The following is an 18,181-nucleotide window of genomic DNA, read 5'->3' as shown; positions in this document are numbered from 1 at the left end:
CGATCATAAGCTCCATTCAATGTAATCCACAAAAGCATCCCACGATCCGTTGTCCGTTGTTACGTGCAGCTTGATCTCCTGATTTCCGGTTCCATGGGTCACATTGGACAAGGTCTGTACGGTAGGCGTGGTTCCGCTGAAGTAGAAGGAGCCGACGGTCACCCCGCCGATTTGCAAATCGACTTTGGCCGTGGCGGAGTTGCTGGAGGCCCCCCGGACAGAGATATTATGAGTGGCATAGGCAAAATACTGATTGAACGTAGCGGCATCATCATTTCCGTACAACGCTGCCCCGTTAAACGGAGAAGTGGTCTTCCCAGCATAAGTGCCGCTGAGATTCATATCTTCCGCTTCGATTTTGCTTCTGTTAGAAGCGGTGTTGGCGGAGAATTGCCAGTAATCGAGATTAAACAGGTTGCCGGAGCCTGATCCAGTGAATACCAGGTAGAGTCTGTGAACCCCTGTTGTATTGCTGACAGTGGTCTCTACCTCCGTCCACGTTTGCGCACCTCCGGTCGAAGGGACATTGAGCGTTCCCACCAATGTGCCCGTTGCGCTGTCCAGCCGGATTTCGATTTTGCCGCCTGTGGTTGAAGCCACGTTTGCTTTGAATAAGTTGGCACCGGAACCGAAATCCGCATTGCCTACGGCAATCCAGTCTCCATTGTTAATACCGGTCACATTCATATTGCTTACAGGGCCGCCCGCAGCCTGAGTGGGCTCGGTTGCAATGCCTGCATTCCAGCCGATGGTTTCGGCTTCCACTCTGGTGAACGGATCCAGATTGGCAATCTGGACGATACCCGCCATGTCTCCCTGAACCTCCTGTATGGTTCCGTTGGCATTATGGACGAGCTTATTGATATGCGGAGAGCGGTAGCCTTTGCCGTCTCCCAGTACGGCCTTCGCCACGGTCTGGGCATGGTACACTACATACCATTGGTTATTGAAGTTAAATACCGCATGGTGGTTATTGCCACCTACTCCGAAGAAGGTATACGGATTTTTCAGAAAATGTCCACTATACGTAAAGGGACCCATCGGGCTGTTGCTCACCATATACCCAATTTCACCTGCCGGATAATCCGCCGGGTGCGTGCCGGAGAAATTGATGCAATAAGAATAATAATATTTGCCGCCATACTTGTGGATTCCGGAATCCTCGAACATATAAGGAGCATCAATTGTGGATGCGCTTCCAACAATGCTCGTCATATCCGCACCCAATTTCAGCACCCGGGCTGTTTTGGGATTGGCAACAGACGCCGGGTCCGAAGTGTTCGGTATCCCCCCGCCGCAATACAGGTATCCGGTACCGTCGTCGTCCACCAGCACGGCCGGGTCAAACAGCCAGGTCACGCCAGCCATTCCGGGTGTGGCGCCTGTCACCAGCGCTTTGCCCAGCGGGTCCGACCATGGGCCGGTCGGAGAATTGGCCGTTAACACACCAATGCCTGAGGCGCCGTTTGCAAAATACAGGAAGAATTTATCCTGGCCGTTAATTTTTTTCATTGCCACTGAAGGCGCCCATGAGAGAGAAGCCCATTTGGCAATTCCGGCTCCAACGTTTACATTATTGGCTCCGGCCACCGGGATAGCGCCGTGATCTGTCCAGTTCACCATGTCCGCCGAGGAGATGACATTGATTTTATTCAGGGCGCTGAAATCATTGTCCTTCACGGTTCCGTTGCTGTTATATACGTACGCATCGCTGGACATATAGACATAGACTCTTCCGTTATACGTCAGCGCGAAGGGATCGGCGCCCAGCTTGTGATCCATCAGCGGATTGGAATTCCCCGGTTGCTTGGCCGTGGCATTGTTTGCAGCATTCACAGACATCATGGGCAGACAATTCAGCAATAAAACAAAGGTTATTGCAATTACCGAGAGCTTTTTAAACATCGTCATACCTCCATTAAGAATGATTTGTAATCCCTTTCAATCGAATGCGGCACAAATATCGGTCGCTTGCATCCCCCCTCTCTTGTCATCTCCTGTCTGAATGAAGCGGCAGCTGTATCTCACAAAGGTTGTCCCATAGTTCTTGAAGCACTTGCAAGCGCTTCCTTATTCTGTATTATATTAAGTATCTGCTGTATAATCCTTGCAAATAAACGATATTATATTGCGCGGATACCTATAATTCCAAAAGATACATTAAAAGGAATGGTTGCTATGAATAAGGATACAAGCTATATTTTTGCACCTATTCAAGAAGAAATGATTTGCTTTCATAAGACAACAGATACTGAGCTTATCAACCCGGCCTTGCCCTATCACCGCCACGACGCTTACGAAGTTTATTTGTTCCTGAGAGGCAATGCTTACATGTATCTTGAGCAGTCCTGCTACAAATTGGCCCCTGGTGATTTAATCATTATCAGCCCCAGCGAAATGCACCGGTGTATCTGTATCGACAATCAAATGTACGAACGAATAGGGCTGAATATCAAGAAGTCAGCCTTGGAGAGACTTTCAAGTCACCGCTCTGACCTGTTATCCTGTTTCGAATCCCATCCCTTCGGACAAAACAATATAACCCGGCTCTCCCAGGAGCAATGTGTATTTTATTGCAAGCTTGCAGAGAAATTGATCTCCTGTCTGGGGTCGGAGGCATATGGACAGGATCTGCTGGCGGAATCCTATGCAACCCGGCTGCTTGTATTCATCAACACCCTGTATCAGTCTTCCACATACAAATCGAACACTCACATGCCAAAGCTGGTCAGCAATACCATGACCTATATCAAGGAGCACCTGGTCGAATCTATAACTTCTGAGCAGTTGGAGCAGGAGTTTCATTACAGCAGCAAATATATAAGCCAGCAATTCAAGGAGCATACCGGACTTACGATACGCTCCTACATTGTCGACAAGCGTATTTCACTGGCCATGAGCCATCTGTCCGCCGGAAAGACCGTTGCTGAAGCCTGTGAGCTTTCCGGGTTCAGCGACTATGCCAATTTCATAAGGAGCTTCAAAAAAATAGCCGGCATGCCCCCGGGAAAATATAAAGCCATTAAGCATGCCTGAGAGTTAAGATCCCCCCTCCTCCCTAAAAGCAAAGAAAATAACTTGTTCCCTGTACAGGGAACAAGTTATTTTCTTTGTGCTTGTCTTATATTCTTACCAACAGCTATTTGACGTTCGCTTCCCAGTAATCGCCAACCAGGCCTTCAATAATACTGCTGTTGGTCCAAGCCACATAGCGGTACCAACTCCCGGTCAATCATTTCCCGGACTTAACGAAATAGCACACAATTTCCGGACTCACGGAAATATTGTATCAATTGCTCAATGGGCTGTCGTCCGCATTTCAGTTGTTCCCCAAGGCAGTCAATACACAGGAAATCTTGCGCGTTGCGCGTAACAAGCTTCAGGTAAATCGCCACATCATCTGTCACAAGGGGAACTCCGCATTTTCTGCATGTTCTATTCATATTCACGCTCTTCTTTACAACAGTTTAGCCCGCACAATTAGACAATCATGAGCCGGAACCACTGGAGCGTATCTTTCTCTGAATACACCGATTTCTTTATGCTCCCAGCAGTCATACAACGACAGCGATTTTCCTGAAGCATACGGAAGTCCGACATCCCAAAATTGCAGCGACATTTCCCTTTGACCATCGCTCAGATTGAAGAAGCCTATAGCAAGGTCTCCGTCGGTTAACACTTTTACTAGCATAAACACATCATCCGCATGAAACCACTGCGGTTCCGGCTTGATGCGATAAGCACCTCGCCCTTCCACATCCTGATTAATCGCAATCAAATCCTTGTTCATCAGAATATCCCTAGTGGCCTTATTGGCTTTCCGGATGTCGCTGCCAATCATCAGCGGAGACCCCATCATACTCCATAAAGAAAAATGGGTCTTGTACTCCACATCACTGCAACCGCCGATTTGACTTCCGATAAAGTCGCTGTTGCTGCCTCCGTACATGCCGACAACCAGCATATCCAGATCATTATGGCAATAGGCTCCGGTATAGCAGGCTTTATCCAGCTGAGATAAAGCTAAGCTCTTAATTGAAACCCAGCTATCCTGAATATCTCCTGTGGACCGATACATATGCGCGCCTGATTCACGAATCCATTGATGTACATTGTCCTCGCCCCAATTGCATGCCGAGAACAGAATGTCTCTTCCGCAGTTTTTAAGCGCGAGGCTCATTCGCTTGTACAGCAGTTCCCCCGACATATGTCTGGGCTTAAAGCAGTAATCATACTTTAAGAAATCAACGCCCCATTCTGCCAGTGATTCCGCATCCTGAAATTCATGTTCAAAGCTCCCCGGATACCCTGCGCAGGTATGCGTTCCTACACAAGAGTACATCCCGAATTTCAGTCCCTTTGAATGAATATAATCTGCAAGCGCCTTCATTCCACTAGGGAATTTGACTGCATCGACGACCAGCTTGCCATCCTTGTCCCTTTCTTTCAGGCTCCAGCAGTCATCAATAACAATGTACTCATATCCCGCATCCTTGTACCCATCTGCAACAATAGTATCGGCGGCTTCCCTGATAAGTTGCTCATTAATGTCCCATGTAAAAGTGTTCCATGAATTCCATCCCATAGGCGGTGTCAAGCCGAGTTGTTGTATGTTCATTATAATTTTTCATCCTTTCGCATAACCTCATAATTAGGTGCAAGAACAGTTGCTGTACTCTTTATGTATTTAATCACACACGACTCTCTGAATCTATAGCTTGACGTTGCTTTCATATCGACATTTGTTGCTTTTCTCCAGAAGAAAACAAATTCGGCCTTCGTACTACATGGGCTTAAATTCAGGTTAGGCTTCAAAATAAAATAATATATAAAATTTAATTATTCCTAAAATATGTTAAATAAAAAGGTTGGATTGTATAAATATTGATTTTTTGCAATTACATCTAACAATAGATCAATAATTGGTGAGGATAGGTCATTGTTTGAAGGGAACTGATAATTTATTATAGTTTCGTAGGTTGTAAGCGCTATCAACTAATGGGTCACGAAAAGGAGTGACACGATGCGTAGTCAAAGCATGAGAAGCAATTCTATCAAAAAATTTCTTTATATTTCGCCCTTTATGGCTTTACTTGCTGTCTTTGCATACTACCCACTCTATGGATGGGTTTATGCGTTCTTTGACTATATGCCGCCGATTCCGCTGTCACAAGCGCCATTTGTCGGTTTCAAATGGTTTCATTCCTTGGTAGAAAACCAGGTAAAGGTCAATCAACTACTTCAAGTAATCAAAAACACGTTCGGCATCAGTGGAATGAGTTTACTTTTCTCTTGGCTACCCATGGTCTTTGCAATCTTCCTAACGGAGATCAAAGCTGTACGTTTTCGAAAATTCATCCAGACCGTAACCACTCTTCCAAACTTTATCAGTTGGGTATTGGTATATTCATTGGCATTTTCCATGTTCTCAAGTGAGGGTATCTTCAACGGCTTTTTGAGTCAGATGGGGCTTATCGAATCTCCTGTACTCCTTCTTCAGAAATCGGACCATGTCTGGATTACGATGTGGCTATGGGAGACATGGAAAGCATTGGGTTGGGCGGCTATTTTGTATATAGCGGCGATTATGGGAATTGATGAATCCCTATATGAAGCGGCTCATGTAGATGGCGCAACAAGAATGCAGGTCATCCGGCATGTGGTTTTGCCAAGTATGCTACCGACTTATTTTGTACTATTGATGCTTCAAATTGCCGGCTTTCTAAACAATGGATTGGAGCAATATTTCGTTTTCCAGAATGCATTCAACAAAGACACCATACAGGTGTTGGATCTATATGTATACAACCTGGCCATGGGGGGCGGTAGCTATTCCGTTTCCGTCGCGATCAGTATGCTGAAGAGCCTGATAAGTGTTGTTCTTCTCTTTTCCGTAAACGGGCTGTCCAAATTGTTAAGAGGAGAGGGCATCGTATGAGTGACAACCAAACAGAACTAGCGCCAATTTCCACAAAAAATAACAGCCGCGTCCCCAAAAAAATTAAAATGCAGACTAGTACAACTGACAAATTGATTTCTGTTACGATCTATTTCCTGTTTTCTCTCTTTGCATTTGTTTGTGTTTTTCCGTTTTACTCGATCATTATCAATACGATAAGCGCCAACGATCTCAGTGCCAAAGGTGAAATTGTGTTCTGGCCGAAGCAGATACATTTCCAGAACTATATTGACGTATTTAAAATACCGGGACTATGGAATGCATTTGTCATTTCTGTGGGGAGAACGGTAATAGGCACAATGTTGACGGTTGGCGCCTCTGCCTTTTTGGGATTCATGTTTTCTCAGGAGGATATGTGGGGGAAAAAATTTTGGTACAGGTTCACCATTCTTACGATGTTCTTTAATGCGGGCATCATCCCTTGGTATTTGACCATGAGATCCTTGCATTTGACCAACAATTTCCTTGCCTACATCCTGCCGTCCATTGTAGCTCCATTTTTTATCATTCTTGTAAAAACATTTGTTGAATCCACACCGAAGGAATTGCAGCACGCGGCTAGCATTGACGGTGCCGGAATTCTAACTACCTTTTACAAGATTATCTTGCCCATCAGCAAACCGATATTAGCTACAGTCGCCATATTCTCGGCAGTGAACCAGTGGAACTCCTTTCAGGATACGCTACTGCTGGTTACAGACAGCAAATTGTACAGTTTGCAGTTCATTCTGTATAACTACATCAATCAGGCCAGCTCCTTATCCACCATGGTCAATCTGCAAAATGCTGGATCAACCGCCATGGCCAGTCTGTCCACCAAGCAAACCACTACATCCATTCGTATGACAGTTACTATTATCGTTGTCGCACCTATTTTGCTTATTTATCCGACTTTTCAAAGATTCTTTGTTAAAGGAATTATGATTGGTGCAGTGAAAGGTTAATCTGCACTATTATGATAAATTAAACAATTGGGGGGCTGTAAATGAATAAATACAGTAATCTGGTAAGAAAGCCTATGTTGCTCTTTGGCACTACTCTTCTTCTGGGAATGACAGTACTCAGTGGATGCAGCGGCAACTCCAACAATGCAACCGAGTCAGCCGATCCGGGTGCAGGAATCGATCACAGTAAACCTCTGACCATCACCGTGTTCAACAACGCAGCAAATTACCAGGGAGAGCAGACCGGTTGGTACGGAAAGCTCGTTAAGGATAAGTTCAATATCACTTTAAATATTCTGGCTCCCCAAGTTGCGGGCGATCAGCTATACAAGACAAGGTCGGCATCGGGAGATCTGGGTGACCTCCTCATTATTGATAACAGTCAGTTGGAGGAATTAATACCGGCGGGTATGATTATGGATATCACGGATAAGATCAAGAATACGGAGCACCTGTCCAAATATATGGACAATCACTTTAAGCCCTTTAATGCTGCATTCGAAAGTATAAATCCTGAAGGTAAAATCTATGCCTTGCCGACTTTTACATCGGACACTTCCCCAACGACATTCTCGGAAGAAATCCCTTACTCCAGTCCAATTATGCCTTGGGATTATTACAAGGGAATCGGATCTCCCAAACTGAACAATCTGACTGATCTGCTGGATGCACTGAAGCAGATGCAGGAGAAATACCCCAAGACACCGGACGGAAAAACGATCGTTCCGATCACCCTTTGGAAGGACTGGGACAATGGAAGTATGGAAAACGTTCGTTGGTTGAGCAACTGGTATGGCTATGAGCAGCCGGACGGAACCTCGACCATTCTGTTAAATGCTAAAGGCGATATCGTTCCGCTCGTTGACGACAACAGTATGTACAAGAAAATTCTAAAGTTCTATTATGACGCCAATCAGATGGGGCTGGTTGACCCTGACTCACCATCCCAGGATTGGAATAAAGTCTCAGAGAAGCTGACTAATAAACAGGTTCTGCTCTTATGGTATTCCTGGCAAAGAGGCTTCTACAACACTATTGAAAGAGGTAATACAGGGGACGGTAATGTTTCCGTTCCGATCGCCGATACCCACATTATCCAGAATAGTGATGCCTTCTTCGGAAACGGGAGAGTATTTGCTGTTGGTTCGAAAGCGAAAGAGCCTGAAAGAATCATCGAATTCATGGATTGGATGGCATCTCCAGAAGGGCTTCGCTATTATACCAATGGATTCGAAGGCTTTAATTATGAAAAAACGGCAGACGGCAAGTATAGTTTGACTAAAGTAGGCCAAACTGCTTTCCAAGAAAACACCCCTGTTCCTGACGAGTATGGAGGCGGAGGATATCAAGATGGTCAGAGCAAGATCAATACTATGATTATGAGCGATTTTGTAGAAGATCCGGAAACAGGTGAATTCTACAACAACAATTATTGGAGCTCAACCATAGAGGCGAATAAGACAGCTCTAACTAAGGAATGGCAGAATACTTATAATGCAACCACCCCGACAGAGTATTATCAGAACAACAATATGATCGATATCGTACCAAATATCAATACAAGTCTCGGGTCGGATTCGTCGGAAGTTAAGAATAAACGAAGCCAGATCTCTGACTATGTTAAGAACACTTCATGGAAAATGATATTCGCCAAGGATCAAGCGGAATTCGATCAGCTCTGGACAAAGCTGAAGACCGATGTGGTCGGTCTCGGTTGGGATGATGTCATTGCCGTGGATACGGAAAGAGCTCAAAAAATCGTTAAACTGCGTGCTGATGCAGTCGCGAGCAAATAAAACATGGCTACACCAAGCGATTGCAATATCCTAATTTAATCAAGAAAAGGGACGTTCCAAACAGCCGGATCAGGTCTGTGTGGAACGTCCCTTTTTGAGCAGTGGGCTAAAAAATAAGCTTGGAGAACTGATATAAACCGTTCTTCCAGACCGGCCAATCATGGTCGCCATTTTCCTCCACCCAAATATGCGGCACGGCATGCTGCGACAAATAGGCATGCGTCCGGTCGCTGACATTCTTGAGACTGTCCAGATCACCGCACGATAGCCAAAGCAGACTGAGCAATTCTGCGGTCTTCTGCGGTTCCGGGACCAACAGCTCGGGTAACTTCGTATTGGGAGCCGGGGAAAATGCCCCAATCCAAGCGAAACGGTCCAGATTGTTCAGACCGATATTCAAGGACTGTCCTCCACCCATGGATAATCCGGCAATGGCGCGGTGCATCCGGTCTGTCCGGACCGAATATTTCTCTTCAATATAAGGGATAAGATCGTGGAGCAAATCTCTCTCGAATGTTTCGAACGCCTGTACTTTGTCAGGAGCAAACATATCCCCTTCCGCCCGGTCGTTCAGCATCGCTCGACCGTTAGGAAGAACGACGATCATGGGCTTCAGCATTTGATCAGCATATAGATTATCCAGAATGATCTGGGGCTTGCCGTGAGTGTACCACTCATTCTCATCTCCGCCAATCCCGTGCAGCAGATACAACACGCTGTATTCCTGCCCATCGGAATAACCTGGCGGCGTATATACCCTTGCCTTCCGGGTGTTGCCTAGTGTCCTGGAGGGATACTCTATGGTCTGTATCACCCCCCGGGCAATGCCTTCTCTCTCCTTGTCGTATCCGGCTGCTGCTGTTTGCATCTTATAATTCTGCTGGCTCTCGTTCATTGTCGCTCATTCCTCTCTTATATATGAATAGACTACTCCTTGAAATATTGCTCGACCAGAAATTGCATGACTTCACCGGGAGGCTCCTCTACAAATTCTGCTTTGTCTGCAAAAATCATACCGTAAGGTTCTTCCGGTGTACACGGTTTCCAGAGAGGCAACTCCTCGCCGGTAGAATCTTTGCCGTTCGGATTGCCTGTTCCAATGAAATAGGATAGATAATTGCACATTTGGCGGGCAAGATCATAATGCTTACCCACAAAAGGCCGCCAGCATTTGGCCAGCGTTTCGAAATGAAACCACAGATCCACTGAATGAAAGGTACCAGGATTATCCCAGCCCGGAATGTCGGCATCAAAACTGTAATAATACATCGGGACACCGCTGCCGGAATCGCTGTTTGCCTTAACAGCAACACGTGCCGCATATTCAATATTGTTCACGGAAGCTTTATGGATCATTTCCTCCAGATTTCCTGAATCAACGGCGCATAGCTTAAGGTATTTATCCGCTTCCCCGCCAAACATTTCAACAGCCTTGGCTCTGAATTCATCTACGCTATCGGCGTCAGGAACACTGAAGAACTCGGACGAGGTATTTCCCAGCATGACCGGTACCTTTTGGTGCTGTCCTTCCAAAAGAAGATTATATGGATTGCCAACACAGTATTTCTGATCCACCGCCGTTCCCCAGAACTTCCCGTATTCAAGCATTTTATCGCGGAGATATACGGCATCCAGCTTACGGGCCTCTTTCAAATTCAACACACCCAGATATTCAAAGAATGCTATCCCCGCCTCTTCTGCCTCCTTGAGGGTTTGGTTACGCGGAGGAATCGGACTGTTCGGATACAAAGATTTAAAGATCCCGCTCATAATGACGGCCCGCTGAAACAACCCATCATTCTGCGGCGAGGTCAGCTGGCTCAGCACACTTCCGCCGCCTGCAGATTGTCCCCCAATCGTGATTTGGTCAGGATCTCCGCCAAAAGCAGCGATATTGCGTTTCACCCACTGCGTACCCGCCTGCTGATCCAGATGTCCGAAATTCGCGGGAGCATCAGGCGATTCCGCAGTAATCTCGGGATGGCTCAAAAAGCCAAATGCGTTCAGACGGTAATTTATGGTTACTACAACAATCCCCCGGCGGGCAATACGTTCGCCGTCAAACTCCATTTCGGCCGTATGACCCACCTGAAATCCTCCGCCAAAATACCATACAAATACAGGAAGCTTCTCATCAGCACTGACGGCCGGTGTCCAGACATTCAGGTAAAGACAGTCCTCATTCATCGGAAGATCCGGATCGACCGACCATTCGCGGGAATAAATATTATTCACATCTATGACGGTCGGGGCCTGCATGGAAATGGGGGCAAAATCATGTGCTTTCAATTTCCCTTCCCAGTTGTGCACAGGCTGGGGAGCACGCCAGCGGTTCTCCCCCACAGGCGGGGCCGCAAACGGAATTCCCTTAAAGCTGGTAATACGCGGATCAGCCGCCGATAGTCCTTGAACAATACCACTTTCAACACGTACTACTCTTAACATATTTATTCTCCTCCCGGAATAAAAGCGCTTTCTTGACTGTTTTACGATATAAACTATAGAGAAACCCTGAAATTCAAACAATGATATTTACTGACCATTAATTGATCTATCCGAAGAAATGACAAGCCAATGCCACCTTGCGCCACATCGTTATTATGGTAGCCCAGATCATCGTCCAAAATAATTTTCCTAGGATGAATTCCTCTACTCCATAAACTGCCATGATACGAGCTTAAATAATTCTGTCCCGGTCTTACCCGTAAACACCAGATACAAATCGCGGGTCCCTTCTGCTCCGCTAACCTCCGTCATGAACTCCACCTGTTGTTCCGGCCCATTGGCAGCGGGAACCGACAGTTCGCCAATCAATAGACCTGCCGGGTCATCCAGATGAAGTTCAATAGTTCCGCTGCCCTCAAGGCTTATGACAGAAGCACTGAATGCCACAGCACCTTTACTGAAATCTACCCCTGATAATCCAATCCAGTCGCCATTGTCAATTCCCGTTACTCTTCGTTGTCCCAGGTCTGCATGAGTTTCCGTATATACGCCTGCACTCCACCCTATCGTAGCCGCTGGCACGCGTTGATAAGGGCTTAAGAATTGGATTTGCTTCACACCTTTATAGTCTGCTTCAACCTCCCGAATGGAACCATCTTCGTTATGATTAAGGCGGTTGAGATGCGTCGAACGGTAGCCGTTCGCAATCCCCTGTGCTTTGGACAAGGTTTGTGCGTGATAGGCGATATACCATACGTCATGAAATTGGAAAATCGCATGATGGTTATTGCCTGACACTTCGAAAAAGTGTCCCGGATTCTTTAATATCGTCTCATGATATATCCAGGGACCCATCGGTTTGTCGCTCGTCATATACGCAATCTCTCCCGCAGGAGGGCTGCCCTCCGGACGTTCCCCATCATAGAAATTTGAGCAGTAGGTATAATAGTAGACACCTTCCCGTTTATGTATTCCGGCATCCTCGAACATGAACGGGGCAGGAATAACCTCTGCAGTCCCCACTACGCTGGTCATATCATCTCCAAGCTTCATCACCCGTGCCGTACCTGGCTCTGCGTATTCTCCTTCCGGCACTCCGCCTCCGAAATAGATATACCCCTTGCCGTCATCATCAACCAGAACCGCCGGGTCGAAAAGCCAAGTGACGTCCTCAACTCCCGGAGTCGAACGCAAAATGAGTGCCTCACCGATAGGATCAATCCATGGCCCCACCGGACTGTCGCTCGACAAAACGCCAATGCCGCTGGCATTATTGGCGAAATACAGAAAAAATTTATTCTTGCCGTCGATCACCTTATGGACCGCTGCAGGCGCCCATGATTGGGTAGCCCATTTAGCCGCCCCTTCCGGTCCTGCAACCGCAATTTCGCCATGATCGGTCCAGTTGACCAAATCACTAGAGGAAATTACCGCAATCTTGTTGATGCTGCTGTAAGTGTTTTCTTTTACCACACCGTTTCCGTCGTACTCCAGCGCGTCATTGGTCATGTACAGATAGACCCGGTCTTCGAACACCAATACATATGGATCGGCCCCATATCTGTTTGCAACTACCGGATTACCATTAGGCGGAACCTTTCCGATTGCTTGATTCAATTGAAATGTCATTTGATTTCCTCCATTTTTTTATATATTCAAACTTCATTAGGCCAAGGGTTCCATCATATTTATCCCTTTGATGTGAACGTATAGGAGCACCCGGCTTGTCCTGTGAACGAAACGGGGGCAAGGCCGGGAGCATCTAAGCGACAATGGCCAGAAACTGTGCAAGTTACAATCGCTTCAGTAACAAGCCCCTCTGTCCAGGAAAAATCGAGGGTATATCCACCCCTTGCCCGCAGACCCTTGACGCTTCCCTCGCTCCAGCTTTGCGGCAAAGCGGGCAGCAGCATAATCTTTTCGGTGTGACTTTGCAGCAGCATCTCGGCAATCCCCGCCGTCCCTCCAAAATTTCCGTCTATCTGAAATGGCGGATGGTTATCAAACAGGTTAGGCAGCGTTGAATGCTGTAAAAGAGCCCGGACATTGGCATAGGCCTTGTCCTGATCCTTCAATCTGGCCCAAAAGTTAATAATCCAGGCCCGGCTCCAGCCGGTGTGACCACCGCCGTTCGCAAGCCTGCGTTCCAGTGTTGTACGCGCAGCTTGAGCCAATTCCGGCGTATGCTCCAAGCTGATTGCTTCGCCGGGATAAAGCGCAAAGAGATGGGAGATGTGGCGATGCCCCGGCTCCACCTCTTCATAATCCTCCATCCACTCCTGGATCTGGCCATACTTTCCGATTTGCGGTTTGGGAAGACGCTCCAGAGCGGAAGCGAGTTCTTCGCGGAACGCCTCGTCCACACCGATAATCTCTGCACTGCGGATGCAGGCACCAAACAGCGCTTCTATAATTTGAAAATCCATCGAAGCCCCTGCGCAGAGCACTCCTGACTCACCGTTTGGCAGCTTATAGGTATTCTCAGGGGAGACGGAAGGGCAGGTTATCAGACGGCCTTTGGCGTCTTCCATTAAATAATCAAGCAGAAACTGTGCCGCCTCCTTCATCGTCTCATACGCCTGCGCCAGGAAATAACGGTCCTGACTGAACTGGTAATGCTCCCAGAAATGCAGACACAGCCAGGCGGCACCCAGCGGCCAAAAGGAAGCCGGCAAGTAGGTATCCTGCGGCGCCGTGTCTGCCCAGATATCCGTATTGTGATGCGCCGTGAACCCCCGGCAACCGTACATGACCCTGGCCGTGACCCTCCCCGGTTCCCTCATCCGCTCAACCAGATCAAACAAAGGCTCATGGCATTCAGCCAGGTTACAGATTTCTACAGGCCAATAATTCATTTGCGCATTGATATTGATCGTGAATTTGCTGTCCCAGGCCGGGGTGAAGCTGTCATTCCAGATACCCTGCAAATTTGCGGGCAAGGAGCCTTGACGGCTGGAAGAGATCAGCAGATAGCGGCCATACTGGAAATAGGTCGCTATCAGACCATTGTCCTCCTCCCCCTTCTGAAACCGCTTCAGCCGCTCGTCGGTCGGCAACTCGCTCTGGTGCGGGTTCTCTGGCAGCATCAGCTCCACCCGCCCATACAGTCCGCGGTAATCTGCGGTATGCCGGGCCAGTAGCTCTTCATAGGGAACCTGACTCAGTTCCAGCAGCCGTCTTTTGGCGTAAAGGTCCGGATCAGGATGGCGGAACGAGGTTCCTGCGGCAAGCAGCAGCGTAACCGAGCTTGCCCCATCCACAAGCAAATACTCGCCGACGGTTCGGCAGAGGCCGTCTTCCGTGACTGCCTTCAGGACAGCGGCAAAGGAGCTACCCTCTTTGCCGCCGCAATCACCGCTCATAACCAGACCATTGTTCTGCCACTTTCTCGTTTTCTCCAGATATCTCCAGTTGTGGCGGTTAAACCTCGCCTTTAAGGATATTCCATCCTTATTGTCGGTGGAGATTCGTATGACAATGGCCTGATCCGGGTAGCTAGCAAACATTTCGCGGGTATAACTCACCTCGCCGATTCGGTACTTGATCCGGGAAACGCCGTGCTCCAAATCCAGCACTCTCCTGTAGTCCTCGACAGGCTGCCCGTGGCCTCCAAACGACAGCAGCAATTCGCCAAGCGGCAAATAGTGCCGTTGCGCTTCAGGAAGTCCTGCCATCGACATTGCTGCCAACTCCTCCGCCTCCCGCAGCCTTCCCTCCATAATCAGCTTACGAATCTCGGGCAAATGAAGCAGCGCATCCTCGTTGTTTCGATCGCGCGAACCTCCATACCACACGGAATCCTCATTTAGCTGCAGCTTCTCTTCGGCCGTACCGCCAAAAATCATGGCACCGAACCGCCCATTCCCTATCGGTAATGCCTCGTTCCACTCTCCTGCAGGTTGGCTGTACCACAATCGCTGCCTGTGTCCCGTGTTTATCATAATTGGCACACTCCTTTAATCTTCTAGCTAGCAAGTGTTCTTCCGCACAAAGAATCATAAAAATGGATTGCGGCAGTCTTATACTGGTCCGCGCTTATGTTATACCGGTACATCACAGCAACAATTCAGAACCCCCTCTTAGTTATTCCAAAGTAATTGAGGCCAGAGCGGCGCTGCCGTTGCCGGTATACGTAAAATACAACGCTTGCACGCCGTCAGGAATGGCCACTTCCGCAGCGTATTCCTTCCAGACATTTGTGAAGCCTACCGGTATCCTTCCAATAGCCGGTCCGTCCCACGACGTTTTTACTTCAAACGCACCTTGGCAATATCCGCGCACCTTGATTTTGACTCTAGTGACTCCCTCACACGCAAAATATTTAAACCCGGCCGTAGCCGAATCTGTCATATTGGCAATATAGCCGATTTCTTCGTCACCATCTCTGCCGTCCTGGGTAATCTTCGGAAAACGGCTGTCCATCCACGCTCCAGTAGGGCCAAAACCACCCGTATACATTTCCTCATCACTGCAGAACAAATGGCAGGCCAGGTATGCCGGATATTCCCCCCGGCCTTCAAGTGGCCCTCCGTTCGAACCGCAGGATGTGATCTCCACCTGTGGAATAATTCCATCCTCTCGGAATTCGATTCGCTCGATACAGCCCTGTCGGCAGAATGCCGTACCGTTGGTGTGCCTGTGATAAAAAACGTACCATTCACCGTTGATTTCAACAATGCTGCCATGATTATTGCCGCCATAATACATCGGTTGGTTCGCCGGCTTGTACGTATCAATATGAAGATCACAATTGCTTACAATGACTCCCTGGTATGTGAAGTCTCTGGTCGGATGCTGACTGGTCGCATAGCACAGTTCATGCATGGAAATAGAGGAATAGATAAGGTAATAGGTATCTCCCCTTTTGCGGATAGAAGGAGCTTCAAAGAACTCATATCCTTCGAATCCACTTCCCTTGCTGTAAGGCTGGCTCGGCGCAACAAATACAGGTTCTTCGATAATCGTGAGCATATCCGGGCCAAGCACCGTTGCGATTGCGCCATGTCGGGATTGGTCTCCAAACGCGCAGAATCCGGTGTACAGATAGGTGTTCTCTCCTTCGGTCAGCACGCCTGGGTCAAACTGCGGCTCGTCGCCTTCTCTCTCCCCCAAACGTGTTCCATCGGCATATCTTACATAGCCGTAGAACACATACTTACCGCCCGGCTTGTCGCAGACAGCCACCGAAACGACGGGAACCTTGTCAAGCACATAATAGAGATAATACCGCCCGTCCGGTCCCACCGTAACATCGGGAGCATACAGGCACATGTTGCCTTCCGGATTAAGAGGGTCATCCGTAGTCTGATAGATTACGCCCTCATACTGCCAATCGGCCAGATTGTCCTCCGGCGCAGACCAGCATACATAATCGTTCAAACAAAAAGCATGCCCGTTAAAACGATCATGCGAGCCATATATATACACTCTGCCTTCAAAAACATTCGGCTCACCATCGGGGATATATTCCCAGGATGGGAGATACGGATTTAATCCTTGTTTTTTTTCCATCGTCATTTCACCCTTGTCATTTATTAATTTTGTCTGTTTATGCGTGCACAATCACTTCCATGGAACAATCGTCATGCCACATCCAATACCGGTTATTGTTCTTGCTTAACAGATTGTCCCTTACAGTATAGTAAAGCAACTTGAATAAAGTCCATGACATATTACCACTTAACATTGATCTATTCTTAGATTATAGGCGATGTACGGAAAAATGAGTTGTGGAGCGAATGACAGGCTGAATCACCTATAATTTTTTAAGGAAATGCTTTAATTTCTACACCTCCGGTTATGTTATACTTTGGGCAAAACTTATCCAATGGAGGATTGTTATGAATTTCTTTAAAGAAGGCTCCTTCTATACCGGAGAATACAGAAACCTGTTTCAGGAGAACGGATTGTCGGAAGAGGCGATCGAGCAAAGGCTTGACGACACCTGGAACGAATTGTTCTACGGTGCGCCCGATGTCCGAATCTACCATCCTATGGATGACGATAAGGGATATATCGTGGATACAGGTAATACAGATGTGCGGACGGAGGGCATGTCCTACGGGATGATGATGGCTGTTCAAATGGACAAGAAGGAGGAATTCGACCGGCTCTGGAAGTTCGCCAAGGTATATATGCAACATACGGAAGGACGATACAAAGATTATTTTGCCTGGCACTGCAAGTTGGACGGAACACGACTGTCGCCCGGTCCGGCGCCGGACGGGGAAGAATTTTTCGCAATGGCGCTGTTCTTTGCCTCCAAGCGCTGGGGTGACGGCGCCGAGCCGTTCAACTATTCCGAGCAGGCCAGAATCATTCTACGCGCCTGTGTGCATAAAGGGGAAGACGGAGAAGGCGATCCAATGTGGGACCCGGAGACGAAGCTAATTAAATTCATTCCTGAGACCCCTTTCAGTGATCCCTCCTACCATATGCCGCATTTCTATGAATTATTTGCCCTGCAGGCGGATGAACAGGATAGCGTTTTCTGGAAAGAAGCCGCAGCCCGAAGCAGAGCCTATTTACATACGGCTTGCCATCCGGAAACCGGCCTTTCCCCCGAATATGCCAACTATGACGGAACCCCAACGGAACCCCAGCCGCATGGAGACTTCCGCCACTTCTTCAGTGATGCTTACCGAGTCGCGGCCAACATCGGGCTGGATTATGAATGGTTCCGTAGCGACCCTTGGCAGGTGGGGCAGTCTAACCGAATTCAACATTTTTTCCGAAACATTGAAGTTACCGATTACCGGCGCTACACTATTGACGGCCAGCCCTTTGAGGAGCCATCCCTGCATCCTATCGGCCTTCTTTCAACCCTAGCCATGGCCTCTCTGGCTGCAGATGGAGCGGATGCAGAATATTTCGTCAAGTTGTTCTGGGATACACCGCTACGCACCGGGGACCGCCGGTATTACGACAACTGCCTATACTTCTTCAGCTTACTGGCTCTTAGCGGAAACTATCGTATTTATTCCTAAATAAATAATAAAAAGAAATCGCCCTTTGGTTAATATGGAAGCACCGCCTTC

The 18,181-nt window shown here is 47.9% G+C and carries 12 protein-coding genes; 5 read left to right on the top strand and 7 right to left on the bottom strand.

The features are described 5' to 3' along the window. Window positions 1-3: 3 nt before the first annotated feature. Complete coding sequence (locus AC1TO8_RS08585) at window positions 4-1,905, bottom strand: carbohydrate-binding protein (RefSeq protein WP_482055149.1); 1,902 nt, start codon at window positions 1,903-1,905, stop codon at window positions 4-6. A gap of 273 nt (window positions 1,906-2,178) precedes the next feature. On the opposite strand from AC1TO8_RS08585, the gene AC1TO8_RS08580 reads away from it, so the two are divergent. Beyond that, window positions 2,179-3,036, top strand: coding sequence for an AraC family transcriptional regulator (locus AC1TO8_RS08580; protein WP_482055148.1), 858 nt, complete (start codon window positions 2,179-2,181; stop codon window positions 3,034-3,036). A gap of 421 nt (window positions 3,037-3,457) precedes the next feature. Here the strand turns inward: AC1TO8_RS08580 and AC1TO8_RS08575 are convergent, their stop codons facing one another. Further along, window positions 3,458-4,618, bottom strand: a complete 1,161-nt coding sequence (locus AC1TO8_RS08575; RefSeq protein WP_482055147.1) for a glycoside hydrolase family 27 protein — start codon at window positions 4,616-4,618, stop codon at window positions 3,458-3,460. A gap of 405 nt (window positions 4,619-5,023) precedes the next feature. Between AC1TO8_RS08575 and AC1TO8_RS08570 the strand changes: the two genes are divergently transcribed. Genes AC1TO8_RS08570 through AC1TO8_RS08560 form a run of 3 tightly spaced genes read left to right on the top strand, consistent with a single transcriptional unit; the run spans window position 5,024 to window position 8,699 of the window. Next, entirely contained in the window at window positions 5,024-5,938 is a 915-nt protein-coding gene (locus AC1TO8_RS08570; RefSeq protein ID WP_482055146.1) for an ABC transporter permease subunit, read from the top strand. Then, window positions 5,935-6,903 carry a carbohydrate ABC transporter permease gene (locus AC1TO8_RS08565; protein WP_482055145.1) on the top strand — a complete coding sequence of 323 codons (969 nt, stop codon included), beginning with the start codon at window positions 5,935-5,937 and terminating at the stop codon, window positions 6,901-6,903. Before AC1TO8_RS08570 ends, AC1TO8_RS08565 begins: the two co-directional genes overlap by 4 nt. 41 nt (window positions 6,904-6,944) lie before the next feature. After that, window positions 6,945-8,699 carry a type 2 periplasmic-binding domain-containing protein gene (locus AC1TO8_RS08560; protein WP_482055144.1) on the top strand — a complete coding sequence of 585 codons (1,755 nt, stop codon included), beginning with the start codon at window positions 6,945-6,947 and terminating at the stop codon, window positions 8,697-8,699. A gap of 106 nt (window positions 8,700-8,805) precedes the next feature. Here the strand turns inward: AC1TO8_RS08560 and AC1TO8_RS08555 are convergent, their stop codons facing one another. The 5 genes from AC1TO8_RS08555 to AC1TO8_RS08535 form a co-directional block, all read right to left on the bottom strand. After that, window positions 8,806-9,594, bottom strand: coding sequence for an alpha/beta hydrolase (locus AC1TO8_RS08555; RefSeq protein WP_482055143.1), 789 nt, complete (start codon window positions 9,592-9,594; stop codon window positions 8,806-8,808). Between the two features lie 32 nt (window positions 9,595-9,626). Next, window positions 9,627-11,144: a carboxylesterase/lipase family protein gene (locus AC1TO8_RS08550; RefSeq protein ID WP_482055142.1), complete on the bottom strand. Its 1,518-nt coding sequence runs from the start codon at window positions 11,142-11,144 to the stop codon at window positions 9,627-9,629. A 204-nt stretch (window positions 11,145-11,348) separates the two neighbouring features. Continuing rightward, entirely contained in the window at window positions 11,349-12,773 is a 1,425-nt protein-coding gene (locus AC1TO8_RS08545) for a glycoside hydrolase family 43 protein (RefSeq protein WP_482055141.1), read from the bottom strand. A 59-nt stretch (window positions 12,774-12,832) separates the two neighbouring features. After that, on the bottom strand, window positions 12,833-15,085 hold the full coding sequence (locus AC1TO8_RS08540; RefSeq protein WP_482055140.1) for a glycoside hydrolase family 95 protein: 2,253 nt from the start codon (window positions 15,083-15,085) through the stop codon (window positions 12,833-12,835). Window positions 15,086-15,227: 142 nt separating this feature from the next. Beyond that, window positions 15,228-16,655: a family 43 glycosylhydrolase gene (locus tag AC1TO8_RS08535; RefSeq protein ID WP_482055139.1), complete on the bottom strand. Its 1,428-nt coding sequence runs from the start codon at window positions 16,653-16,655 to the stop codon at window positions 15,228-15,230. A gap of 329 nt (window positions 16,656-16,984) precedes the next feature. On the opposite strand from AC1TO8_RS08535, the gene AC1TO8_RS08530 reads away from it, so the two are divergent. Further along, window positions 16,985-18,130 carry a family 8 glycosyl hydrolase gene (locus tag AC1TO8_RS08530; RefSeq protein ID WP_482055138.1) on the top strand — a complete coding sequence of 382 codons (1,146 nt, stop codon included), beginning with the start codon at window positions 16,985-16,987 and terminating at the stop codon, window positions 18,128-18,130. The last annotated feature ends 51 nt before the right edge of the window (window positions 18,131-18,181 follow it).

This window comes from Paenibacillus sp. Y859 (assembly GCF_056786405.1).
This window is presented reverse-complemented; position numbering and strand designations above follow the sequence as displayed.

Bases quoted from the DNA above. Each gene is read 5' to 3' on its own strand.
- AC1TO8_RS08585 (WP_482055149.1), bottom strand. From the start codon at position 1,905: ATGTTTAAAAAGCTCTCGGTAATTGCAATAACCTTTGTTTTATTGCTG.
- AC1TO8_RS08580 (WP_482055148.1), top strand. From the start codon at position 2,179: ATGAATAAGGATACAAGCTATATTTTTGCACCTATTCAAGAAGAAATG.
- AC1TO8_RS08575 (WP_482055147.1), bottom strand. From the start codon at position 4,618: ATGAACATACAACAACTCGGCTTGACACCGCCTATGGGATGGAATTCA.
- AC1TO8_RS08570 (WP_482055146.1), top strand. From the start codon at position 5,024: ATGCGTAGTCAAAGCATGAGAAGCAATTCTATCAAAAAATTTCTTTAT.
- AC1TO8_RS08565 (WP_482055145.1), top strand. From the start codon at position 5,935: ATGAGTGACAACCAAACAGAACTAGCGCCAATTTCCACAAAAAATAAC.
- AC1TO8_RS08560 (WP_482055144.1), top strand. From the start codon at position 6,945: ATGAATAAATACAGTAATCTGGTAAGAAAGCCTATGTTGCTCTTTGGC.
- AC1TO8_RS08555 (WP_482055143.1), bottom strand. From the start codon at position 9,594: ATGAACGAGAGCCAGCAGAATTATAAGATGCAAACAGCAGCAGCCGGA.
- AC1TO8_RS08550 (WP_482055142.1), bottom strand. From the start codon at position 11,144: ATGTTAAGAGTAGTACGTGTTGAAAGTGGTATTGTTCAAGGACTATCG.
- AC1TO8_RS08545 (WP_482055141.1), bottom strand. From the start codon at position 12,773: ATGACATTTCAATTGAATCAAGCAATCGGAAAGGTTCCGCCTAATGGT.
- AC1TO8_RS08540 (WP_482055140.1), bottom strand. From the start codon at position 15,085: ATGATAAACACGGGACACAGGCAGCGATTGTGGTACAGCCAACCTGCA.
- AC1TO8_RS08535 (WP_482055139.1), bottom strand. From the start codon at position 16,655: ATGGAAAAAAAACAAGGATTAAATCCGTATCTCCCATCCTGGGAATAT.
- AC1TO8_RS08530 (WP_482055138.1), top strand. From the start codon at position 16,985: ATGAATTTCTTTAAAGAAGGCTCCTTCTATACCGGAGAATACAGAAAC.